This is a genomic window from Pseudomonas khavaziana (assembly GCF_036704165.1).
Taxonomy (GTDB): domain Bacteria; phylum Pseudomonadota; class Gammaproteobacteria; order Pseudomonadales; family Pseudomonadaceae; genus Aquipseudomonas; species Aquipseudomonas khavaziana.
This window is the reverse complement of the sequence record NZ_CP129946.1, coordinates 3,388,279-3,410,304: the sequence shown is the minus strand read 5'-3', so window position 1 is coordinate 3,410,304 and position 22,026 is coordinate 3,388,279. Positions and strand designations below refer to the sequence as shown.

Genomic DNA, 22,026 nt, shown 5'->3' with positions numbered 1-22,026 from the left:
GGCCGGCCACGTGTCTTTCATAGGATGAAACGCAATGCACGCACCTGAACCCCATATCGTGATCCAGCGCTTTACCGAGGCCCATCTTGAGGGCGTCACCGCGCTCTACAACGAGCCGGCCGTGTGCCGTCAGGTGCTGCAAATGCCTTTCCAGTCAGTTGAGGCCTGGCGCAAACGCCTGGTGATGGATAATGAGCGGCGGCTACAGTTAGTAGCGTTGCATGGCGGTGAGGTCATTGGTCAGCTGGGGCTGGAGCAGTACCTGCGCGTACGCCAGAGTCATGTGGCTTCGTTTGGCATGGGCGTGTCGACTGCCTGGCAGGGCAAGGGCGTAGGCTCGCGGCTGTTGACCGCCGCGCTGGATGTGGCGGACAACTGGATGAACCTGCACCGCGTGGAGCTGACGGTCTACGCCGACAACGAGGCTGCGCATAACCTTTATCGCAAGTTCGGCTTCGAAGTGGAGGGGACGTTGCGCGATTACGCCCTGCGTGACGGTGTATTTGTCGACACCCTGAGCATGGCGCGCCTGCGCAAGTCGGCTTAATCCGCTAGAGCAAACGCCACCGCAGCCTGCGCATGCAGTGCGGTGCTGTCCAGCAAGGGCAGGTCGCTGTGTTCGGGCTGGATCAGCAGGCAGATTTCCGTACAGCCCAGGATGATCGCCTGGGCACCGCGAGCGGCCAGGCCTTTGATCACACGCTGATAACTCTGGCGAGAGGCGTCACGGATGAGCCCCACGCACAACTCTTCATAGATGATTCGATGCACCTCCTTGCGCGCATCCGAATCCGGCACCAGCACAGTCAGACCCTGGGCGGCGAGGCGGGACTTGAGAAAATCCTGCTCCATCGTGAATGCAGTGCCGAGCAAGCCTACTGTCAAGGTCCCGGCCTCCACGGCCGCGGCCGCCGTGGCGTCGGCGATATGCAGGAATGGAATCGACACCGCCGCTTCAATACGCGGTGCCACCAGGTGCATGGTGTTGGTACACAACACCACGCACTCGGCACCCCCTGCCTGCAAACGGCGCGCGGCGTCTTCCAGGATGAGCGCGGTATCGTCCCAGCGCCCTGCATGCTGGGCCTGCTCCACCGGGCCAAAGTCCACGCTGTACATCAGGATCTGCGCAGACCGCAGCGGGCCGAGTCGGTCGCGCACCTGCTGGTTAATGATGCGGTAATACTCGGCGCTGGACTCCCAGCTCATGCCGCCGATAAGGCCGATGGTGCGCATGCGATTCTCCGGAAAGGGGATGTGGCATCACCTTACCCATTGAAGGCTGATTAGTCACAGGCAGCTGCCAGCAAATTCACCGGAGCAGTTCAACTACGCCTGTCAGATCGCAGGTATGTCCACGAAAGGTGTTCGGCATGCCGGCTTATGACCGCCCATGCGCTTTTTCTCGCATCGTTTCAGACAGTTCTTATGCCGTTGGATCTTAATTTTCAAATAAGGTCAGGCACTTGAAGGCATTAATTCAAAAGGACCAACATGCCCCCGCCGTTCCGTAAAAGCGAACTCAACACTCGCGACAGCGCTCACTTACCGCCAATACCGCTCACTATTCCCCTGATACGACTTCCTTTCGCCGCTCCGCCACCGCGTTCCGACAATGAACAGTTACGCACATATGCTCTCGCCTGGGCGCAGCGATATCACCTAATTGGTCGCCGCGGTGCACATCGGTTGAGCACCACGCCACTGCTGGAGCTGGGAATCGCGTTGTGCGGCAGGGCGCCCACACAGCGAGCGCAGACGCTGGTGTGCTGGTACCTGTGGGCGCTCACCCTTGATGACCGCATTGACGATGGACCATGGGCGGAGAACGGCGCGTTGGAGCGGTTTATCAGCGCCGTGCAGGTTGTGACCGCGAGCGACGGTGCTGATTCTTCAGTAGAAACCAGCCGCTTTGAAGACCCGATGCTCGCGGTTCTGGTCGATGATCTGTGGCCACAGACCCAGTGCTGGGGAGGCGAGGGGTGGCGGCACAGGTTCGTCGGCCACTTGATCCAGCATCTGCGCGCGCAGGCGGCGTTGGTACGGGTGCGCGAAACCGACTCGGCGCTCACGCTGGCTGAGTATCTGCCGTTGCGACGGGATTCGTTTGGTGCGCTGTTCTTCTTCGATCTTATCGATGCGGCCGAAACGCTCGACCCGTACGCGCAGCAAGCGCACATTCAATGGTGGAACACACTGCGTGAACACGCTGCCGATATCATTGCCTGGACCAACGATATCCACTCGCTTGCCAAGGATGTGGTGTGTGGTGAGCGTTACAACCTGGTATCGATCCTCGCGGACACCGCTGGTATGGACTGGCCGAGTGCGCTTGAGTCCGCCCATCAAATGGTGAACACCGCAGTTGCGGACTTCACCGCGATCGCCGCCCAGCGGGTAGATCAGCAGGCGTGCGCCGCCACCGACCCGGACCGGTTGCGGCAGGTTGTGCGGGCAGCGGGCGATTGGCACCAGAGCGTTTCTCGCTATCACCTGCATGCCGCCGACTCTACGCCACAGAATCACCGGCAGGTGGACCTGAAACTTACCCCGCCGACGCTTAAATCCAGGCAGTTCGAAATCGACCCATACCCATTGTATGAACTTTTGCGTACCACGCTACCGATCGCCTACGACGAGCCCACCGATGTATGGCTGGTCAGCCGGCATGTGGATGTCAAAGCCGCATTGACCCACCCTGAGGCAAGCAACAACAATTACACTTGGCAGATCGGACCGTTGCTGGGGCACACGATTGTCACTATGGATGGCTGTGAGCACGCGCAACATCGCGCATTGCTCAGCCCTTCGTTTCGCAGCAAGGCCCTCGCAGCGCTTGAAACATCCATCATCTCGGTGACCACAGACCTGCTGGCGCGCATGCACGGCCGATCCCAGGTAGACCTCATCGCCGATTTCACCGCGGCGCTGCCGGTGCGGGTGATGGCTCATGCGCTGGGTCTCCCGGCTGAAACCCCTGAGGCGGTGGAACAGCTCAAGCGCTGGTGCGCCATTGGCTTTGCCTATATGGGCAATTATCGACAGGATCCGGCACTCTTGACCGGCGGGTTATCCAACCGTGACAGTTTCTATGACTTCATCCAGCCCTACATCGACGCTCGCCGTGCTGAACCCGCAGACGATTTGATCTCGCAGCTCTTGTTGGCCCGGATTGACGGTCAACCGTTATCCGAGTCGTTCGTGCGCTCCTACTGCGCGATCCTGATGACTGCGGGTAGCGAGACCAGTCACGGTGCCCTGGCGAACCTGATCGTCAATCTGCTGAACGAGCCTGGCGTCAAGGAGGCGGTGCTGGCTGACCCAGGCTTGATGGATAACGCGCTCGCCGAAACCCTGCGACGCAATCCGCCCTTGCAACTGGTACTGCGCGAAGCCCGTGAATCGCTGCACCTGCCATCGGGAACGATCCCTGCCGGGGCGACCCTGGCCTGTCTTATTGGTTCGGCCAATCGTGACCCGGACCAATTCGCCGATCCGGATACCTTCAATATGTCGCGCACTGAACCGGCCAGCAGTCATTTCGCTTTCGGCGCGGGACGCCACTTCTGCCTGGGGTCCATGCTGGCCCGGATGGAAATCACCATCAGCGCGCGCATGCTGCTACAGACCTTTCCAAACCTGCGCTGGGCTCCGGGCTTCGAGCCCATCGAACGGGGATTCCTAAACCGCTGCCCAGAGCAACTGGAGGTTGTACTGTGACCACGACTGACACCGCCGAAGGGCCCGGCTACACCAGCAGCTATCTCGCGGATCAGCACGCAGGTCAATTGGCGCGGTTGCGCACCCTGGAGCGTGCCTTTGACGGGGTGAGCCAAGCAGTTTTTGAGCAGTTGGACCTTTCGGGCAAGCCTGCCATCCTTGATCTTGGCGCCGGTGCCGGATCACTCGCCGCCTGGCTGAGCACGCGATATCCCGACGCGACTGTCACCGCCACCGACATCGACACCCGATTCCTGGCCGATATTCCTGGCATCCGGGTGATGACCCACAATGCCTCGACCGATGATTTTCCTGCAGCCTCCTTTGACGTAGTGCACGCTCGGGCGCTTCTGTGCCATCTCACCGAACGCGAAGAAATATTGACGCGCGCCGCCACCTGGGTGCGCCCGGGTGGCTGGTTGGTGATCGAGGACGTGAGCCTGCAACCGAGCTTGAATACCGCTAACCCATTGTTCCGCAAAGTGGCCGAGGCCGGGATCAGTCTGCTGGAACAGTCCATTGGTTCCGACATGCTCTGGGCCGATACTCTTGCGGACCGATTGCGTGAGCGGGGACTCTCCAACGTCGGGCAACGAACTGTTGAAGGCCGTATCGGCGACAACAGCGCAGCCGATACCTTCTGGGCCGCCACGACTGCCCAGGCAGCCCCGGCACTGCTGAAACTCGGGTTGCTCACCCAGAGCGACCTGGATGCCATGGCCAACCTACGTGCCGATCCAGGGTTCAGCGACGCAGCGTTGACATTAGTTAGCGCCTGGGGACAAGCCCGGGGTTGAATAGAAGGGCGTAACGCCAGCCTCGCACACCCTCAATAGTCTGTGAGATGCGCGCGTGGCGACACCGAAGAGAATACAGAATGAGCAATGATGTAATGTTAGTTGATGCGCAGGACGTGCAAATCGGAGTGTGTGATAAACGCGAGGCACACCTTGGAGTGGGCCGTCTGCATCGTGCATTTTCGGTGCACCTGATCGATAGCCAGGGGCGTCATCTGCTTCAGCGTCGTGCAGCCGGTAAAATGCTCTGGTCCGGTTTCTGGTCGAATGCGTGCTGCAGTCATCCGGCACCTGGCGAGATCATCGAGGATGCCGCGCATCGTCGTCTGCGCGAAGAGTTAGGCGTTCGGGCTGCCTGTCGCGCCCTGTACAGTTTTGAATACCATGCCCGCTTTGGTTCGATCGGTGCGGAGCACGAACTCTGTCATGTGTTGGTGGCCCACTCTGACGCAGTGGTCTCACCCGATGCCGATGAAGTCAGCGAGATCAAATGGCTGACCCGCGCTGAAATATCAGCCCAGCTGTCAGCATCCGAAGCGCAGTTCACACCCTGGTTTCGAATGCAATGGCGTCGCCTTCTATCGGACTACCCTTCGTTCGATACACCTGCCTTACATTCCCTTTGAGGCATGGGCTGATGTTTAGCCATACGCCAGGCCGCGGCATCTGCCATGATCACGCTTCGCAACCTGGCTCACCCAAGGAAATCCGCAATGGACGATGTACAGCAACTGGGCGAGATGCTTCGTCACTACGCCGATAGTGAAGCGCATAAAAAACAGCAATTTGACCTGCAGTCGGCGCGTTGGGCGCAGAAGCTCGGGGAGTTGTTCCAGCAGATTGAACAATGGCTGGAGCCGGTAAAGACTGTGGGTTTGCTGGACATCCAGCGTGAGGCCTACACCGCCACCGGCCCGAGCGTGCCGGTGGAGAATTCGCCGTTCAAGAGCGAAAAACTCAGCGTGCATATCACCGGCAAAAGCGTTGAGTTCGTGCCGGACGTCATGGGCGCTGGCGGTTTGATTTCGGTAGCGGTAATGGGGCTCACCGCTGCGCGCCATGGCAGCGTGTCGTTGGTACTGCCGGCCGATAAGAACGATTGGCTGTGGAAGAAAACCAACGGCCTCAAAGACCCCGACACCTTCGGTTTCGATGCCAACTTCCTGGCCTCGCAGTTGCAGAGCCTGATCCCACGCGAGCGAGCCTGACCTGCACGCTTTAATCGCAGGTAAATAACTCATGACTGGCGACGCGTTAAATTAGGTGTATTTGCCAAGCATTGGCTATACCTACAACTCATTCATCACGATGATGGTCGCCAGGGAGTTCCACGATGAAGCTAGGGCTAATGATCAGCACGCTATGCGTCGCCTCACTCGGCATGGCCGGTTGCGCGAGCAAGGTGCCGCAACCGGACGAGTACTCAGGGTTCCTTTCCAATTACAGCCAGCTCAAGGAGGCCAAGTCGCCGTCAGGGGCCGAGGTGATGCGCTGGGTTGACCCCCAACTGGACCTGAGCCGGTACACCTCGGTGTATATCGAACCCACCCAGTTCTACCCCAAGCCCCAAGCCACCACGAAGATTCCGGACAGTACCTTGCGCGGCATCAACGACTACTTTAACCAGGCCCTAAAGCGCGAGCTGGCCAAGTCGCTCCCCCTGGCCAATGCTCCCGGCCCCGGCGTGATGGTCGTGCGCGCGGCGATCACGGCCGTCAGCAGCAAGACCGAGAGCCTCAAACCCTATGAGTTCGTGCCCGTGGCCCTGGTTGCGGCGGCGGTAAGTACCGGTACCGGGATTCGTGACCAGGAAACAACCCTGGGCACCGAGGCGCAGTTCCTCGATGGCGCCAGCAATAAAGTGGTGGCCCAGGTGGTGCGTAAAGGCACCGGCAAGCCATTGGCCAATGACTCGCAGGTGATGAAGGCCGACGATGTGAAAAGCGTGATTGATGGCTGGGCCTCGGACCTGCATCAATCCTACCTGCGCCTGAAAAAGCGCTGATCCCAGCCGGCCCGTGGTGTTACTTCAGCGGTGTCAGCGGGGGCAGCTTCCACTGGCCGTTACCCACCTCGGGCTTGGGCAAGTAGATTCGCAAGATCGCATAGAACGGGCCGGGCGGGGCCGGCAACCAATTGCTCTGTTGCGCCTTCGGCGGCTCGTGGTGTTGTAACGCCAGGGTCAGCCCGCCGTCGGCGTCGCGCTTGAGAGCCGGTAGCATCCGCGAGTTGATCAGGTAACGCTTCTTGTGGTTTGGCACCAGCAGTTTGGTCTTGCCGTCATACATCGTCAGCGACCAGAACGCATCGGCCGGTGGCAACTGATCTTTGGCGAAGTGCAGGGTATAGCTGTGGCGCGCGCCATTGGCTGGCTTGCCTTCGCTGTCGAGGAGGTAGGTCAGGTAAGCGGCTTCATCGCTGGAATTGCCGAACATGCCCATTTCGGCGCCGGCGTAGCGGTACAGGTAGTTGTTCTGCAGGCGGTCGCGACTGCCGTACAAATCGCTGCGGGACACCTGGTGGGTGTCGACCTTGTCCTTCTTGAACGCGGTAAATTCGGTGCGGGCATCGGCGATGCCTTCTTCCAGGGCTTTGCGCTGCTCCGTACTCAACTGGTTGACCTTGAACGGCGCGCCCGGGGCGATACCGATCTTGGCAAAACGCGCGAGCAAGTCTTTTTCGCTGTCCTGGGGGACGGTGAAGGCCAACATAAAGTTCAGGTAGCGAAACAGTTGTGGGCCTTCGGTCATGGTCGCCGTTGGCTTGGGCCATTCGATCTTAGGCGCCTTGGCAGGAGCAGGTTGCTTCACGTAGCCGCTCAGGGGCTGCACTTTATAACCGCTCTGGATCTGCTTGACCTTGCCCAGGTCCTTGTCATCGAACAACTGCGTGCGGTACAGGGCATAGGCGATATTGCTTTCACTGTAGATCACGCGGTCAATGTCGACCGGTTGCTGACCTTTCCAGTCCGGGCCGGCGACCATGTAGTGGCCGCCGTTATTGCCGGTGCTGCGGGTGCCCAGATAGGCTGTGTTCTGGGTATAGAGGTCGACCAATTGAACCGAGTAGTAACGATCGTCTTCGATCTTGGGCAGGCTCAGCACCAATGGCTCTCTGCGCAAGTCCATCCATACGAAAGAGTAGGGCGTGTCGACGTTTGGGGTGGCGACTGCCGTGTCCTTGGGTGTGCTCAACTGGGCGGCGTGGCCGATATGGTTGAACGGCGCCTTGAAGTTGGCACCGCCTTTATCAACGGCCTGGGTGTAGAGCGTCTTGTACATCTGCACCACCGGGAAGCCGTACAGGTAGGCCTCCTTGGCGATGGCACGGGCTTCACTGGGACTGGCGGTAAAGTCGGCCCAGGCGCAGGTACTGATGACAATCGAGAGGCTCGCCAACAGCAGGCGCGTCGGTTTTCCAATCATGTTGTAGCGTCCTTCCAGAGTGCTTTTAAGGGGGCGTGGGGGCAAGGCGCTGAGTTTCCAGTTTTATTGGCCGCACGTCACGTTAATCCCTGCGACGCTTTTCAGCCTCGTCGGGCGCTTACTCACAGAAGGTCGGGGTTGTAAGGAAGAAATCAGGCCCCGGGCAGCATGGATTTGACCTTGTCACGCAATTGATCAATCGAAAACGGCTTGCCGATGACCTGCATTCCGGCCGGCACGTCGATGTTTTCGGCATAGCCGCTGGCAAACAGGATGGGCAGGGCTGGGCGCAATTTGCGGACTTTGTTCGCCAGTTCCTTGCCGTCCATATCCGGAAGGCCAACATCGGTCATCATCAGGTCGATCACCTGCCCGGTGTTTTGTACGGCTGTAAGCGCCTCAGCAGCGTCAGCCGCCTCAACCACCTTGAACTCCAATTCTTCCAGCACATCGACGATCAGCATGCGCACGATGGCGTCGTCTTCGACTACGAGGATGGTGGAGGCGGGTGCGGACATGGTGGATATTCCTGAAAAGTGAGAGCGTAGGGCTTAAAGGCAACTTGATTGTGAGTGACGGCAATGCCAGCAAGTTCCGCAGCAATTGATGGCATTGTGAACGCTGGGCGAGCGAATGTCCCGCCAGCCAGCCCTTATGGCGTCAATTGGATAAGAACCGTGCGGTTGGCGTTCTTTTTACCCGTCGCCGATGTTTCTTGCCGTCGTACCCCGTAGAAAAATAGCGTTCAGGCGCCACTTTGGGGCAAACTCCCGGTTTTTCCGTATTTGGCCAAGGCATGCCCATGACTCCCGCGTCGTCCGTCGATGAAAAGAGCTTCCGTACCCTGTTGAGCCGAAACGTGGCCTTGCCCTTGGGCGTGGGCGTGCTCAGCGCGGTGTTTTTCGTCTGCCTGATTACCTATTTGCTCTCGGTGATCCAGTGGGTGGAGCACACCGACCGAGTCATCAATAACCTCAATGAGTCGTCCAAGCTGACGGTGGACCTGGAAACCGGCATGCGCGGTTTCCTGATTACCGGCGACGAGCATTTCCTCGACCCCTATGAAGTGGCCAAGCCGCGGATCGTTGCCGACCTGCGTAATCTGCAGGAGCTGGTGGCGGATAATCCCCAGCAGGTCGACCGCCTCAAGCGTCTGGAAGGCTTGCAGGTCGAATGGAACAACTATGCCCAGTCGATGATTGATATGCAGCGCCAGAACGGCGACTACCGCAATGCGGTCAAGGCGGGCCGTGGCAAGCGCCTGACGGACGAGATCCGTAAGGAGTACGACGATGCGGTGGCGATGGAGCAGCAATTCCGTATCACCCGTAACGAAGAAGTCACTCGCACAACGGTGATCAGCGTCACCCTCTACCTGGTATTCGTACTTGGGTTGAGCGGCTTTCTTGCGTACATCGGGAGGAAAAATTTAGTCTCTCTTTCAGAAAGTTACAGCGCAAACCTCAAGTCTCAGCAGAAGATTGCTCGGCGCCTGGAACAGCAAGCGTGGCTGCGCAATGGCCAGACTGAGCTGGCTGAACAAGTCCTCGGCCAACTGACCCTGAATATGCTCGGGCGCAATATCCTGCAGTTCTTCGCCCAATACATGGGCTCGGCCGTGGCGGCGTTGTACGTGCGCGAAGAACATGGTGGCCTCAAGCGCGTGGCCACCTATGGTTTCTCCCGCGAGCAGGAACGACAGGAGCAGTCGATCTACAGCGACGAGGGCATCGTGGGCCAGGCTGCCCAGCTGGATCGCCTGATTCGCCTGGACGATGTGCCAGTGGATTATTTCAAGGTCAGCTCCGGCCTGGGCGAAGGCGCTACCCGCAGCGTGCTGGTGATGCCCACCAGCGATGAGGATCGCGTCAATGGTGTGGTCGAGCTGGGTTTCCTGCGTGCGCTGGATGAGCGTGATGTCGAACTGCTGGAGCTGATCGCCGGCAACATCGGTACTTCCATCGAAGCCGCCCGTTATCGTCAGCGCTTGCAGGAAGTGCTGGCCGAGACCCAGCAGCTCAACGAAGAGCTGCAGGTGCAGCAGGAAGAGCTCAAGACCGCCAACGAAGAGCTGGAAGAACAGTCGCGTATCCTCAAGGAGTCCCAGGCTCACCTGGAGACCCAGCAGGCCGAACTGGAGCAGACCAACGAGCAGTTGGCCGAACAGACCCAGACCCTGGCCGAGCAGCGCGACGCCATGGACCGCAAGAACGTCGAGCTGAACCAGGCCCAGCTCGAGCTGGAAGACCGCGCCGATGAGCTGCAGCGTTCCAGCAAATACAAATCCGAATTCCTCGCCAACATGTCCCACGAGCTGCGGACACCGCTCAACAGCTCGTTGATCCTGGCCAAGCTGCTGGCGGAGAACCCCCAGGAAAACCTCAGCGCCGAGCAGGTCAAGTTTGCCGAGTCGATCTACTCGGCCGGCAATGACTTGCTCAACCTGATCAACGACATCCTGGACATCTCCAAGGTCGAGGCCGGCAAGCTGGAAGTGCGCCCGGAGAACTCCAGCGTGGTGCGTCTGGTGGACGGCCTGCGCGGCATGTTCGAGCCGCTGGCGGCGGATCGCAAGCTGGGTTTCCAGGTGGATGTGCAGGAAGGCTCGCCGACCCTGCTGTTTACCGATCGCCAGCGCCTGGAGCAGATCCTCAAGAACCTGTTGTCCAACGCGATCAAGTTCACCGAACAGGGCGAGGTCAGCCTGACGGTGTCCCGTGCGCCAGGGGAGGGCATTGCCTTTACCGTGCGCGACTCCGGTATCGGCATTGCCCCGGACCAGCAGGAAAGCATCTTCGAAGCCTTCCGCCAGGCCGATGGCACCACCAATCGCCGCTATGGCGGCACCGGCCTGGGCCTGTCGATTTCCCGCGACCTGGCCACCTTGCTGGGCGGCTACATCAGCGTGACCAGTGAACCGGGCAAAGGCAGCATCTTTACTCTGGTACTACCTGAGCAGTACGTGGAACGTGAACAGGATGCTGCGCCTGTGGAGCAACCACGCCAAGCCGCGGTCGTGCCTGCCCCCGCGCCAGTGCGGGTTGCCCCACTGCCGATGGCCGACACCCAGCAGATTCCACGCTTTGCCGATGACCGCGAAAAGGCTCCGTTCAGCACCCGGTGCATCCTGGTAGTGGAAGATGAGCCGAACTTTGCGCGCATCCTGTTCGACCTGGCCCATGAACTGGGCTACCACTGCCTGGTCGCCCACGGTGCCGACGAAGGCTATAGCCTCGCCGAGGAATACATCCCCGACGCGATCCTGCTGGACATGCGCCTGCCGGACCATTCCGGGCTGACCGTGCTGCAGCGTCTCAAGGAACACGCCAATACCCGCCACATCCCCGTGCACGTGATTTCCGTGGAAGATCGCGTCGAAGCCGCCATGCACATGGGCGCCATCGGTTATGCGGTCAAGCCCACCACCCGCGAAGAGCTCAAGGATGTGTTCGCACGCCTGGAAGCCAAGCTGACCCAGAAGGTCAAGCGCGTACTGCTGGTGGAAGACGATGACCTGCAACGCGACAGCATTGCCCGCTTGATCGGCGACGATGACATCGAGATCACTGCCGTCGGCTTCGCCCAGGAAGCTCTCGACCTGCTGCGCAACAATATCTACGACTGTATGATCATCGACCTCAAGCTGCCAGACATGCTCGGCAACGAGCTGCTCAAGCGCATGGCCACCGAGGACATTTGCTCGTTCCCACCGGTAATCGTCTACACCGGGCGCAACCTGACCCGCGATGAAGAGGCCGAACTGCGCAAGTATTCTCGATCGATCATCATCAAGGGCGCCCGCTCCCCTGAGCGCTTGCTGGACGAAGTGACACTCTTTCTGCACAAAGTCGAATCGCAGCTGTCCCATGACCGCCAGAAGATGCTCAAGACTGCCCGCAGTCGCGACAAGGTCTTCGAAGGGCGCAAAATCCTGCTGGTCGACGACGATGTACGCAATATCTTCGCCCTGACCAGCGCCCTGGAGCACAAAGGCGCCGTGGTGGTGATCGGGCGAAACGGCCGCGAAGCCATCGACAAGCTCAATGAAGTCGAGGATATCGACCTGGTGCTGATGGACGTGATGATGCCGGAGATGGACGGTTATGAGGCCACCGCCTTGATCCGCCAGGACCCGCGCTGGAAAAAACTGCCGATCATTGCAGTAACGGCCAAGGCCATGAAGGACGATCAGGAACGCTGCCTGGCAGCAGGCTCCAATGACTACCTGGCCAAACCGATCGATCTGGACCGTCTGTTCTCACTGATTCGCGTATGGCTACCGAAGATGGAACGTATTTAAGTGGAGCAGTGTTATTTGGACAAAAGCAGCGATATTGAGCTGCGCCTGTTGATCGAGGCGATTTACCTCAAGTACAGCTACGACTTTCGCGACTACTCTGGCGCGTCGGTCAAGCGGCGGGTGGCCCATGCCTTGCGCCAGTTCGACTGTGCGACCATTTCCGCACTGCAGGAACGTGTACTGCACGACCCGGCAGCGTTCATGCAATTGCTGCAGTTCCTGACCATCCCGGTGAGCGAGATGTTTCGCGACCCGTCGCACTTCCTGGCCATCCGCCAGGAAGTCGTGCCGCTGCTCAAGACCTACCCGTCGATCAAGATCTGGATCGCCGGTTGCAGCACGGGGGAGGAGGTTTACTCCATGGCCATCCTGCTGCGTGAAGAAGGCTTGCTGGAGCGCACCATCATCTACGCCACCGACATCAACCCGGCATCGTTGGAGAAAGCCAAGCAGGGCATCTTTTCCTTGGAGAATGTACGTGCCTACACCGCTAATTATCAGCAGGCCGGCGGGCAGCGTTCATTTGCCGACTACTACACAGCAGCTTACGATTACGCGATCTTCGACAAGACACTGCGCGAGAACGTGACGTTTGCCGACCATAGTCTGGCGACCGACAGTGTTTTTTCAGAAACTCAGTTAATTTCATGCCGCAACGTGCTGATTTATTTCAATAAAAAGTTGCAGGATCGGGCATTTGGATTGTTTCATGAGTCACTGTGTCATCGCGGCTTCCTGGTGCTGGGCAGCAAGGAAACCCTGGATTTTTCCGCCTACAGCAAGCAATTCGTGCCCTTGGTCAAACAGGAACGGATCTACCGAAAATCATGAGCGACGTGCCAGACACCCCGATTCAAGGGATTGAAGCCATCGTCGTCGGCGCTTCCGCCGGCGGCGTCGAGGCGCTGCTGACAATTTTCGGCCAACTGCCAAACACCTTCGCCTTGCCGATCATTGCCGTGCTGCACCTGCCGGATGAACGCCGCAGCCAACTGGCGGAGGTCTTTGCGCGGCGCCTGAACATCCCAGTCAAGGAAGCCCGGGATAAAGAGGCCGTGGAGGCGGGCACCTTGTATTTTGCCGGCCCCGGTTATCACTTGTCGGTGGAGCATGACCGCAGTCTGTCCCTGAGCCAGGAAGATCGCGTGCACCACTCAAGGCCTGCCATCGACTACCTGTTTGCCTCGGCTGCTGACGTGTATGGGCGCCGCCTGCTGGCGATCCTGTTGACCGGCGCCAACCAGGACGGCGCGAGCGGCCTGGCCCACGTCAAGCAGTCGGGTGGCACCACCGTCGTCCAGGACCCACAGGAGGCGCGCATTGCCGTGATGCCACTGGCTGCCCTGGCCTTACACACACCCGACCATATTCTTTCCTTGGGCCGTATCGGCTCATTGCTGGCTTCCCTGGAACCCTTCCCATGTTAAGTACTGTCCAGGCCAAACTGCTGATCGTCGACGATCTGCCGGAAAACCTGCTGGCCCTTGAAGCGCTGATCAAGCGCGAGGATCGCCAGGTGTTCAAGGCATTGAGTGCCGACGAGGCCTTGTCCCTGTTGCTGGAACACGAATTCGCCATGGCCATCCTCGACGTGCAGATGCCCGGCATGAACGGGTTCGAGCTGGCCGAACTGATGCGCGGCACCGAAAAGACCAAGAACATCCCGATCGTGTTCGTCAGCGCCGCCGGCCGCGAACTCAATTACGCCTTCAAGGGCTATGAAAGCGGCGCCGTAGACTTCCTGCACAAGCCGCTGGATATCCACGCGGTAAAGAGCAAGGTCAACGTGTTCGTCGACCTGTATCGCCAGAGCAAGGCGATGAAGCTGCAAGTGGAAGAGCTGGAGCGCAGCCGCCGCGAGCAGGAGCTGTTGCTGACGCGTCTGCAGGCCACCCAGGCCGAACTGGAGCAGGCGGTGCGCATGCGTGACGACTTCATGTCGATTGTCGCCCACGAAGTGCGCACGCCCCTTAACGGGCTGATCCTGGAGACCCAGCTGCGCAAGATGCACCTGGCCCGGGACAACGCCGCCGCGTTTACCCTGGACAAGATGCACGCCATGGTCGACCGCGATGAACGCCAGATCCAGAGCCTGATCCGCCTGATCGAAGATATGCTCGACGTGTCGCGTATTCGCACCGGCAAGCTGTCGATCCGTCCGGCCCGTTTTGACCTGGCCCAACTGGTGCGCAACCTGGTGCAGAATTTCGCACCGCAGGTGGCCGCCGCCGAATCATCCATGCAGTTGCAGGCCGACAGCGCGGTGGAAGGCAATTGGGATGAATTCCGGATCGAGCAGGTGATCACCAACCTGTTGACCAATGCCCTGCGCTACGGGGCCAAGAGCCCGGTGGAAGTGCGGGTGTATAGCGAGCATGGCGAAGCACGGGTAGAGGTACGTGACCATGGCATCGGTATCAGCGAAGAGAACCAGAAGCGTATTTTCCAGCAGTTCGAGCGGGTTTCCGCCAGCCACGTGGCGGCGGGCCTGGGCCTGGGTTTGTTTATTTCCGAGCAGATCGTGGCGGCCCACGGCGGCACCATTGAGGTCGAGAGCCAGATAGGCGAAGGCGCGCTGTTTCGCGTGTGCCTGCCCCTTGAGGCGAGCGAGTGAAATCAATCGTCACCTCGACGCAACCTCTGCGTGACCCTATGGTCGTAACTGCAGCTATTGACCGGACAAAGGCTTCCCATGAGTGAAGATGCACAAGATGTCGTACTGATCGTCGAGGACGACGAATCCATTATGTTTGTGCTGGGTGAGTACCTGGCAGGCTTGGGTTACCGGGTCTTGAAGGCGATCGATGGGGAGCAGGCCTTCCAGATCCTCGCGACCAAGCCGCACCTGGACCTGATGGTCACCGACTATCGCCTGCCGGGCGGGATTTCCGGGGTGCAGATCGCCGAACCTGCGATCAAGTTGCGCCCGGAATTGAAAGTGATCTTTATCAGTGGCTACCCACAGGAAATTCTCGACTGCAACAGCCCGATCACGCGCAACGCACCGATCCTGGCCAAGCCGTTCGACCTGGATACATTACAGGAGCATATCCAGCGCTTGTTGGCGTAATCCGCTCAATGCCATCCATTCAATGTCTGGCCGCGCAGGTTCTTCCCGGTACGCCGTGAAGAACCTGGGCAGTGTTTTTCTACACTTATGTGGAAGGCACGAAATCCTTCAAAGGAAGACCATAGGGCTGCTTGGTGACAGGGTTCAGGGCATACCATTTGCCATTCTTCTGCGTAGCGGCGACGTCTTCCACTTCACCTTGCACGTTGGCTTTGCCTATTGTGGCACTGTCGACGTCCCTGAAGGTTTTGACCACGTCATATTTGACAACAGGCCTGGAGCCGTTTTTGTCGCCTGCGCGCGAATGTCGATCCAGTGCTTCCAAACCTGTTTGTACGCCTGCCAACCCAAGACCCACGGGGTCTATGGGGTTGAGTGCACCTATGGCGCCACGCGCCAGCTTTTTCGCCCCCTGTGCCAGCACCTGGCCGGTAGTTGTTCCAGCTTGCACGCCGGCGCTGGCTACCTTTGCGGCTCCGCCGGCCCCCGAAAGGAGAAAGCCTAGGGCATCGAATGACAAATCAGTCAGGCCTTCACGCCACTTGCCGTCAATAAAATTATTGATGGCGTTATAACCTGGAATCAGTCCTCGCACGAACTTCTCGGCTTTGGCCCAAAAAGGCGTTTCGGTATCAAACGTGGTTGTTCCGCGCAGCTCGTTTGCAAAATCCCGGATACCCAGGTTTTTTGTCATTGCATCAGCGATGTACCCAGTCTTTTCGCTGAAATAACTGTTGGGCGTGTCGTTGACAGTGTTGAGGGATGAGGCCTGAAGTATATTTTCAGGGTATTCGCCTTCAGGAACAACGGATTCAAGGTATGTCGATCTCGTACCTGCTCTGAACTCGTCAGGCAGCGCAGTGATGTCTTCATCGTTCAAGTCATCGCGCTTTTTAATGGTGTTGGACGTCATGTTTATTTCATAGGTATGGGTGCTTTCATTACCGTTCCTGTCCGTGAATTCGCTGCGCACGATTAGAGAACCGGATGCTGTGGTCTTATCAGTAACCCCGGAATTATTTGTATCAGTCGTCACTTCTTTGCCGACCGAAATTTTTCCATGCTCAATGATTTGTCGGTCTTCAATGGGCAGTGTCGAAATCAGGTATTTGGTTTGCGTCTGCGCAGCCGCCTCAAATCGGTTGAAGTACAGCTCAAGGCTATTTTCAAAACGGGACTTCAGCTCGGCCCTTGAAAAAGGTTTAAAGGCGATTGTCGTGAGATCAATGGAGTCATTGCGAGAGGTATAGTCATTAAAGTCGATGTCTTTAAGATGGTCGCGTGTGTTGAGGAATATATCCAGCAGCGAGTAGGGGCCTGGAAATTCCAGAAAACCGGCCTCTTTTGTATCGATGGATTTTTCTTTGATTTGCTCTTCCGACAAATGTGGGTTCTGTTGCTTTATTTCGGCCAGCGCCCACTTGTGAAGGTCGGGAACCTCCATTGCAAAGGTATCCGAGGCTTTACTCAACTCAGACACCTGTTTGCTGAACGCAAAGCGTATTTCGTTCATCTTCGTGTCTGGGTATTTATCTTCCGCGTTGCGTCGCAGCAAGCCGTTACCGCGGCCCCAGTCTTTCAGTCCGTCAGTTTGCGCCAGTGCTTCAATCATCTGGTCCGCCAGCGTTATGGGGGCCAGTTCATATCGCTCCATGATCTGCGCATACGTCATCAAGCGGGTCGAGCCTGGCGAATGGGCCTCAATACGAGCCACTGCCGTGGTAAAAGTGACCCATGCGTGGGAGCCTTTGACCAATGTCTCGGGTATGTCCTTGACCAAGAGCTCCGGCGCCTTACGTGAAAAAAGTATAAACAAGGCAAGGTCGACGGTTTTCGGCGTCGCTTTTCCGGTCTGGATCAAGTAATCGGCCAGCGCTGCACGCATGTAGGAAACGCTTTGCCCGGCGAAGCTATTCAATTCGACCCCCGCGACATGGGTTCGCGTTGAGAATGACGGATCGGTGAAGACACTTTGCTTATCCAGCGACACATAGAGCGCTGCCAGAACCCAGTCATTGATAGGTTCTGGCGACGCGATCTCACCTATTGCCTGTTCGGCGGCGCGACCTATGGCTTGAGCGTTGCTGGACTTGAGGATGTCGTCAATGATGCGACCCGGATCATCCTTCAGGGTCTTTTCATCCAGGTTCAGATCACGGGTCAAGTGCTCAAGCAGGTTGTCTTCCGGCTCGTTTTTCAAGGCATCATCAATGACGCGACTGAGTGTGCGTTGATCCTTATTGCTCAACAGCGTGGGCCATGAAAGGGCTCCACCCATATTGCCGTGCTCAGGGCTTAGCGGTGGTGGACTAGCCAGGGACTGCGCAATGGCTGCCAGCTCCGAAGGGGCCTTTGGAACCAGCAAGCCATTACCCACCAGATACTCCCGCAGGGTCACCGGTACGCCCGGCTTCAGGTCGTGATCCCGGGCATAGGACGAGGTAGGGTCTATTTCGACCGGCGTGTCCAGCGCCTCCTGCATCCGCTGGCGGGTGGCTTGCTTGGATACCTCCAGATATTCGTCTTCGGTAAGGGTGGGGGTTTCACGAGCGGCAGCAGCAAGATCTTGCGCAATACTGCTGGCGGCGTCAGCTGCCAGCTTAGGTATAACCGCAACTACAGCCCCTCGATTGTTCTGGTCGCCAAGTTTCGAAGCATGACGTTCCAGATCAGCCTGGGAAGGGTGGCTGGCCGTATCAGAGATGAGCGTACCTTTGCGCTCCCAACCAGCGATGTAGTCGGTGATGGATGCGTCTTGCTCTGAGGGCGAAAGGGAGGGGTCAAAAGGCAGGGAGTGGCGATAAAATTGGGCGATGTCCGACACCCTTGCCGTGGTGGCTGTGTCGAACCTTACGGAAGTGCCAGAGCCTGCCAATGCCGTAGCGACGTCCTTGAGCAAAGGCCAGCCCGGAAAGTCGCGCAGGTCAACGGTTCCAAAACCGAACGAGCCCGGGACGTAGAGCGTGCCACTTATATCAATCACATTACGAGCTGACAGATTGATGCCTTTCTCTGCTGCCCAACTTTTCATTTGCGCACTATCAAGAATTTTATGAAGAAGTGTCCTCAATTGCCCGAAAGAAGATGTAGGCGGGATATCCTGGACGGTCAGCAGTTCAGGCTTTTCATCAGACTCTGGCAGTTGTTTCAACACTTGCGCATACAACTTGGCCAGACCTCGCTCACCCTTGTCCTGGGGTGATTCGACGTCGTATTTTGAAACTTCTGTATCAACAAGCGTCAATGGCGCGGGGGAGGGATCTGCATTGATCAGCGCGGGCATAGACAATTCGTGCAGCCGTGAATTAGCAATAATAGTCATCAGAAATGCTCAAGGTCGATGTAGTTTGATTTCTTTATATAAGTAGTTCGCAACCTTATGTGGAAAGAAAACGGCATCGATTCCATCTGACGACTTTTAAACCGTGACCGCCTGTTGCGAGTCACGACCGCTCTACGCCTGGATCATCTCCCGCACCTTGGCCGTCAATAAATCAAAGGTAAACGGCTTGGTGATCAACTGCATCCCGGGGTCCAGGAAGCCACCGCGCACCGCCGCATGTTCGGCGTAGCCGGTGATGAACAACACCTTGAGTGCCGGGCGAATCTGCCGGCCGATTTCCGCCAACTGCCGCCCGTTCATACCGGGCAAGCCGACATCGCTGATCATCAGGTCAATGCGTTGCCCGGACTCAATGATCGGCACTGCGGCATCCGCATCGCCCGCCTCGACAAATCCATAACCCAACTCTTTGAGTACGGCGCTGACCAACACCCGTACCGCCGGGTCGTCTTCGACGATCAATACGGTTTCACCTGCATTGGCAAACGGCAGCAATGTCGGGTTGATCGGCTCCTGTGCCTGCATTTCGCCAATGAAACGCGGCAGAAACAAACTTACCGTGGTGCCTTTGCCGAGTTCGCTGTGAATCGTCACATGACCGTGGGATTGGCGGGCGAAGCCGTAGATCATCGACAATCCCAGCCCCGTGCCCTGGCCGATGGGTTTGGTAGTAAAAAACGGGTCGAACACGCGGCTCATCAGATGTTCCGGTATGCCGCAGCCCGTATCGCTGACGCTCAGCTCAACGTAATCGCCAGGCTCCAAGGTGCCGTAGGCCGCAGTGAATACGTTGTCCAGATGCCGGTTACACGTTTCCACGGTCAACTTGCCGCCGTTGGGCATCGCATCCCGCGCATTGATGACCAGATTGAGCAAGGCACTTTCCAGTTGATTGGGGTCGGCTTCGGCAGTCCACAGCGTGCTGGCCAGGCGCATGTCCAATGCGATGCTTTCGTTGATGCTGCGTTGCAGCAACTCGCCCATGGAGGACACCAATTGGTTGATCTCCACGGGTTTTGGATCCAATGACTGGCGCCGCGAGAAAGCCAGCAGGCGATGGGTAAGGGCGGCAGCACGGTTTGCCGAAGTGACGCCCAAGTCGATCAGGCTGTCCAGATCATCCAGTTTGCCCCGGGACACGCGCCTGCGCAGCAATTCCAGGCTGCCAATGATCCCGGTGAGCATATTGTTGAAGTCATGGGCGATACCGCCAGTCAACTGGCCGACGGCTTCCATTTTCTGCGACTGGCGCAGGGCTTCTTCGTTATTGCGCAATTGGGCCGTGCGCTCTTCGACTTGCTGTTCAAGGGTTTCCAAGGTGCGTTGCAGGCGCAGTTCGCTTTCGCTCAGGTCGATCAATCGGTCGCGTGCTTCGTATTGGCGCCGTCGACCGCGCAGCGCCGTGCTGACCAGGCTGATGAGCGTCACCGGGTGAAAGGGGCGCTCCAGGAACGTTACATTACCCAGCAAGCCACTCAAGTGTGAGGTGCCGTTCTGCTCCTTGCCGCCGTGATGGGTCATCAGCACGATAGGCAGGTCGGACCAGGCTGGCTGCTGATGCAAATGGTTGAGCAGCGGCTCAAGATCTACGCCACGCAACGCCTCGGCCGCAATGATCAGCATACCGGCGCCTTGCTCCATGGCTTCGCACAGTGCGCCGAGGTCGCTGACGACCACGCCGCTGTAGCCGGCTTCTTTGAGCATCATCAGCGCCAGTGCGCCGTCGCGGCCCATGGGCGCCAATACGATGGCGCGTTCTGAGATGGGAGAAAGGGCCAGCACTAGCCCTCATCCTTCAATAGCGGGGAACCGGCACCCATATAAATCGGAATACCGCGCAGTACGCCCTGGAAATTGTCCAACGGTTCCCCAACCGTCATGCCGCGGCTGCCGATACGGTATTCGCGAATGGTCGACTCGTGTGAGCCGGTCCTTTTCTTGATGATTGAAATGGCTCGGCGGACTTTGCCCAAGGCTTCAAAATAGCGCAGCAGAATCACGGTGTCGGCCAGGTAGGTAATGTCGACGGGGGTTTGCATATCGCCAACCAATCCATGTTGGGCCACGGTCATGAAGGTCGCGGCACCGCGGCGATTGAGGTACAGCAGCAGCTCGTGCATGTGCAGGATCAGCGCGTTCTCTTCCGGCATGGCGGCCTGGTAGCCGTTGATACTGTCGATGACCACGGTCTTGATGCCACCTTCATCCACGCAGCGGCGTACCCGGTGCGAGAATTCGCCGGGGGACAGCTCGGCGGCATCGACCTGCTCGATCAGCAGGTTGCCGGTGCCTTGCAGTGCAGCAAGGTCGATGCCCATGTTTTTCATGCGCTCGAACAGCAGGCCCAGCTCTTCATCAAAAATAAACAGTGCGGCTTTCTCGCCACGCGCCACTGCGGCGGCGGCGAAGATCATCGAGATCAGCGACTTGCCGGTGCCGGCCGGGCCCAGGATCAGGCTGCTGGAGCCAGTCTCGATACCGCCGCCGAGCAGCGAATCCAGTTCCGGGATGCCACAGGTCAATGTCTGGCGGTTGTAGCCGCCACGATGCTCAGCTGCCACCAGGCGCGGGAAGACGTGGATGCCGTCGCCCATGATGGTGAAGTCGTGAAAGCCGCCACGGTACTTCTGGCCGCGGTATTTCACCACCCGTACGCGGCGGCGCTCGGCACCGTAGTTGGGGGTCAGTTCCTCAAGGCGGATCACCCCGTGGGCAACGCTGTGCACGGTTTTATCCAGGGATTCGGTGGTCAGGTCGTCCAACAGTAATACAGTCGCGTCATAGCGCACGAAGTAATGCTTGATGGCCAGAATCTGCCGGCGGTAGCGCAGGGAGCTTTGCGCCAGCAGGCGGATTTCCGAGAGACTGTCGACCACCACGCGGGTCGGCTTGACCCGTTCTACCACTTCAAAAATCTGGCGGGTGGCCTCACCCAGTTCGAGGTCGGAGGAATACAGCAGGCTTTGCTGGTGCTCGGCGTTGAGCAGGCTCTCAGGTGGGGTCAATTCGAAAATAAAGATATTGTCATCCAGGTCCCAGCCATGGGACTTGGCACCCTGGCGCAATTCGCGCTCAGTCTCCGACAGGGTGATATACAAGCAGCGTTCACCGTTTTGCGCGCCGGCCTGCAAGAAGTGCAGCGCCACGGTGGTTTTACCGGTGCCGGGTTCGCCTTCCAGGAGGAACAGATGGCTGCGCGATAGCCCCCCGGCAAGAATGTCATCAAGACCTTCGATGCCGGTGGCCGCCTTTTCACTGAACAGCTCTTTGGATGTAGACAAGAAGTGCCCTCGGGTCACGTACAAGTAGAGGGGCGCGCCGAGAGGGACGCGCCATATTTACTTGACCGTAGTGGCCAGTGGCGGTTCAAC

The 22,026-nt window shown here is 58.5% G+C and carries 17 protein-coding genes; 11 read left to right on the top strand and 6 right to left on the bottom strand.

Features of this window, described 5'->3' with window-relative positions:
• Positions 1–34: 34 nt before the first annotated feature.
• A complete protein-coding gene (locus QYQ93_RS14920) occupies positions 35–547 on the top strand; it encodes a GNAT family N-acetyltransferase (protein ID WP_338474914.1) in 513 nt (170 codons plus the stop codon).
• Here the strand turns inward: QYQ93_RS14920 and QYQ93_RS14915 are convergent.
• The gene (locus QYQ93_RS14915) at positions 544–1,236 is read right to left on the bottom strand and encodes an aspartate/glutamate racemase family protein (RefSeq protein WP_043049912.1); all 693 of its coding nucleotides are present in this window, start codon (positions 1,234–1,236) and stop codon (positions 544–546) included. The two genes, QYQ93_RS14920 and QYQ93_RS14915, sit on opposite strands and share 4 nt — an antisense overlap.
• 453 nt (positions 1,237–1,689) lie before the next feature.
• Here QYQ93_RS14915 and QYQ93_RS14910 point away from each other — a divergent pair, with 453 nt between their 5' ends.
• The 5 genes from QYQ93_RS14910 to QYQ93_RS14890 all read left to right on the top strand — a co-directional run bounded on the left by QYQ93_RS14910 (position 1,690) and on the right by QYQ93_RS14890 (position 6,522).
• A complete protein-coding gene (locus QYQ93_RS14910) occupies positions 1,690–3,720 on the top strand; it encodes a cytochrome P450 (protein WP_338474913.1) in 2,031 nt (676 codons plus the stop codon).
• Positions 3,717–4,517 (top strand): class I SAM-dependent methyltransferase, encoded by an 801-nt coding sequence (locus tag QYQ93_RS14905; protein ID WP_043049914.1) that lies wholly within the window; start codon positions 3,717–3,719, stop codon positions 4,515–4,517. The genes QYQ93_RS14910 and QYQ93_RS14905 overlap by 4 nt, the downstream gene beginning before the upstream one ends.
• A gap of 80 nt (positions 4,518–4,597) precedes the next feature.
• Positions 4,598–5,143 carry an isopentenyl-diphosphate Delta-isomerase gene (gene idi / locus QYQ93_RS14900; RefSeq protein ID WP_052501154.1) on the top strand — a complete coding sequence of 182 codons (546 nt, stop codon included), beginning with the start codon at positions 4,598–4,600 and terminating at the stop codon, positions 5,141–5,143.
• 87 nt (positions 5,144–5,230) lie between these two features.
• On the top strand, positions 5,231–5,725 hold the full coding sequence (locus QYQ93_RS14895) for a hypothetical protein (protein ID WP_043049916.1): 495 nt from the start codon (positions 5,231–5,233) through the stop codon (positions 5,723–5,725).
• Positions 5,726–5,850: 125 nt separating this feature from the next.
• Positions 5,851–6,522, top strand: coding sequence for a DUF3313 domain-containing protein (locus tag QYQ93_RS14890; protein ID WP_043049917.1), 672 nt, complete (start codon positions 5,851–5,853; stop codon positions 6,520–6,522).
• 19 nt (positions 6,523–6,541) lie between these two features.
• On the opposite strand, the gene QYQ93_RS14885 is transcribed toward QYQ93_RS14890, so the two are convergent.
• On the bottom strand, positions 6,542–7,942 hold the full coding sequence (locus QYQ93_RS14885) for a DUF1254 domain-containing protein (protein ID WP_338474912.1): 1,401 nt from the start codon (positions 7,940–7,942) through the stop codon (positions 6,542–6,544).
• 152 nt (positions 7,943–8,094) lie between these two features.
• Positions 8,095–8,460, bottom strand: a complete 366-nt coding sequence (locus tag QYQ93_RS14880) for a response regulator (protein ID WP_043049919.1) — start codon at positions 8,458–8,460, stop codon at positions 8,095–8,097.
• Positions 8,461–8,744: 284 nt separating this feature from the next.
• Here QYQ93_RS14880 and QYQ93_RS14875 point away from each other — a divergent pair, with 284 nt between their 5' ends.
• From QYQ93_RS14875 to QYQ93_RS14855, 5 genes are all read left to right on the top strand, one after another.
• Positions 8,745–12,242, top strand: a complete 3,498-nt coding sequence (locus QYQ93_RS14875) for a response regulator (RefSeq protein ID WP_043049920.1) — start codon at positions 8,745–8,747, stop codon at positions 12,240–12,242.
• Positions 12,243–13,073, top strand: a complete 831-nt coding sequence (locus tag QYQ93_RS14870) for a CheR family methyltransferase (RefSeq protein ID WP_422394023.1) — start codon at positions 12,243–12,245, stop codon at positions 13,071–13,073.
• Positions 13,070–13,669 carry a chemotaxis protein CheB gene (locus tag QYQ93_RS14865; protein ID WP_338474910.1) on the top strand — a complete coding sequence of 200 codons (600 nt, stop codon included), beginning with the start codon at positions 13,070–13,072 and terminating at the stop codon, positions 13,667–13,669. The genes QYQ93_RS14870 and QYQ93_RS14865 overlap by 4 nt, the downstream gene beginning before the upstream one ends.
• Positions 13,663–14,856, top strand: a complete 1,194-nt coding sequence (locus QYQ93_RS14860) for a hybrid sensor histidine kinase/response regulator (RefSeq protein WP_043049922.1) — start codon at positions 13,663–13,665, stop codon at positions 14,854–14,856. Before QYQ93_RS14865 ends, QYQ93_RS14860 begins: the two co-directional genes overlap by 7 nt.
• Positions 14,857–14,934: 78 nt before the next feature.
• A complete protein-coding gene (locus QYQ93_RS14855; RefSeq protein ID WP_043049923.1) occupies positions 14,935–15,312 on the top strand; it encodes a response regulator in 378 nt (125 codons plus the stop codon).
• Positions 15,313–15,397: 85 nt separating this feature from the next.
• Here the strand turns inward: QYQ93_RS14855 and QYQ93_RS14850 are convergent, their stop codons facing one another.
• The 3 genes from QYQ93_RS14850 to QYQ93_RS14840 form a co-directional block, all read right to left on the bottom strand.
• Complete coding sequence (locus QYQ93_RS14850; RefSeq protein ID WP_338474909.1) at positions 15,398–18,634, bottom strand: hypothetical protein; 3,237 nt, start codon at positions 18,632–18,634, stop codon at positions 15,398–15,400.
• A 132-nt stretch (positions 18,635–18,766) separates the two neighbouring features.
• Positions 18,767–20,437: an ATP-binding protein gene (locus QYQ93_RS14845; RefSeq protein WP_043049925.1), complete on the bottom strand. Its 1,671-nt coding sequence runs from the start codon at positions 20,435–20,437 to the stop codon at positions 18,767–18,769.
• Positions 20,437–21,936 carry an ATPase domain-containing protein gene (locus QYQ93_RS14840; protein WP_043049926.1) on the bottom strand — a complete coding sequence of 500 codons (1,500 nt, stop codon included), beginning with the start codon at positions 21,934–21,936 and terminating at the stop codon, positions 20,437–20,439. The genes QYQ93_RS14845 and QYQ93_RS14840 overlap by 1 nt, the downstream gene beginning before the upstream one ends.
• Positions 21,937–22,026: the final 90 nt, after the last annotated feature.

Bases quoted from the DNA above. Each gene is read 5' to 3' on its own strand.
- QYQ93_RS14915 (WP_043049912.1), bottom strand. From the start codon at position 1,236: ATGCGCACCATCGGCCTTATCGGCGGCATGAGCTGGGAGTCCAGCGCC.
- QYQ93_RS14865 (WP_338474910.1), top strand. From the start codon at position 13,070: ATGAGCGACGTGCCAGACACCCCGATTCAAGGGATTGAAGCCATCGTC.
- QYQ93_RS14875 (WP_043049920.1), top strand. From the start codon at position 8,745: ATGACTCCCGCGTCGTCCGTCGATGAAAAGAGCTTCCGTACCCTGTTG.
- QYQ93_RS14850 (WP_338474909.1), bottom strand. From the start codon at position 18,634: ATGACTATTATTGCTAATTCACGGCTGCACGAATTGTCTATGCCCGCG.
- QYQ93_RS14895 (WP_043049916.1), top strand. From the start codon at position 5,231: ATGGACGATGTACAGCAACTGGGCGAGATGCTTCGTCACTACGCCGAT.
- QYQ93_RS14880 (WP_043049919.1), bottom strand. From the start codon at position 8,460: ATGTCCGCACCCGCCTCCACCATCCTCGTAGTCGAAGACGACGCCATC.
- QYQ93_RS14920 (WP_338474914.1), top strand. From the start codon at position 35: ATGCACGCACCTGAACCCCATATCGTGATCCAGCGCTTTACCGAGGCC.
- QYQ93_RS14855 (WP_043049923.1), top strand. From the start codon at position 14,935: ATGAGTGAAGATGCACAAGATGTCGTACTGATCGTCGAGGACGACGAA.
- idi (WP_052501154.1), top strand. From the start codon at position 4,598: ATGAGCAATGATGTAATGTTAGTTGATGCGCAGGACGTGCAAATCGGA.
- QYQ93_RS14860 (WP_043049922.1), top strand. From the start codon at position 13,663: ATGTTAAGTACTGTCCAGGCCAAACTGCTGATCGTCGACGATCTGCCG.
- QYQ93_RS14885 (WP_338474912.1), bottom strand. From the start codon at position 7,942: ATGATTGGAAAACCGACGCGCCTGCTGTTGGCGAGCCTCTCGATTGTC.
- QYQ93_RS14890 (WP_043049917.1), top strand. From the start codon at position 5,851: ATGAAGCTAGGGCTAATGATCAGCACGCTATGCGTCGCCTCACTCGGC.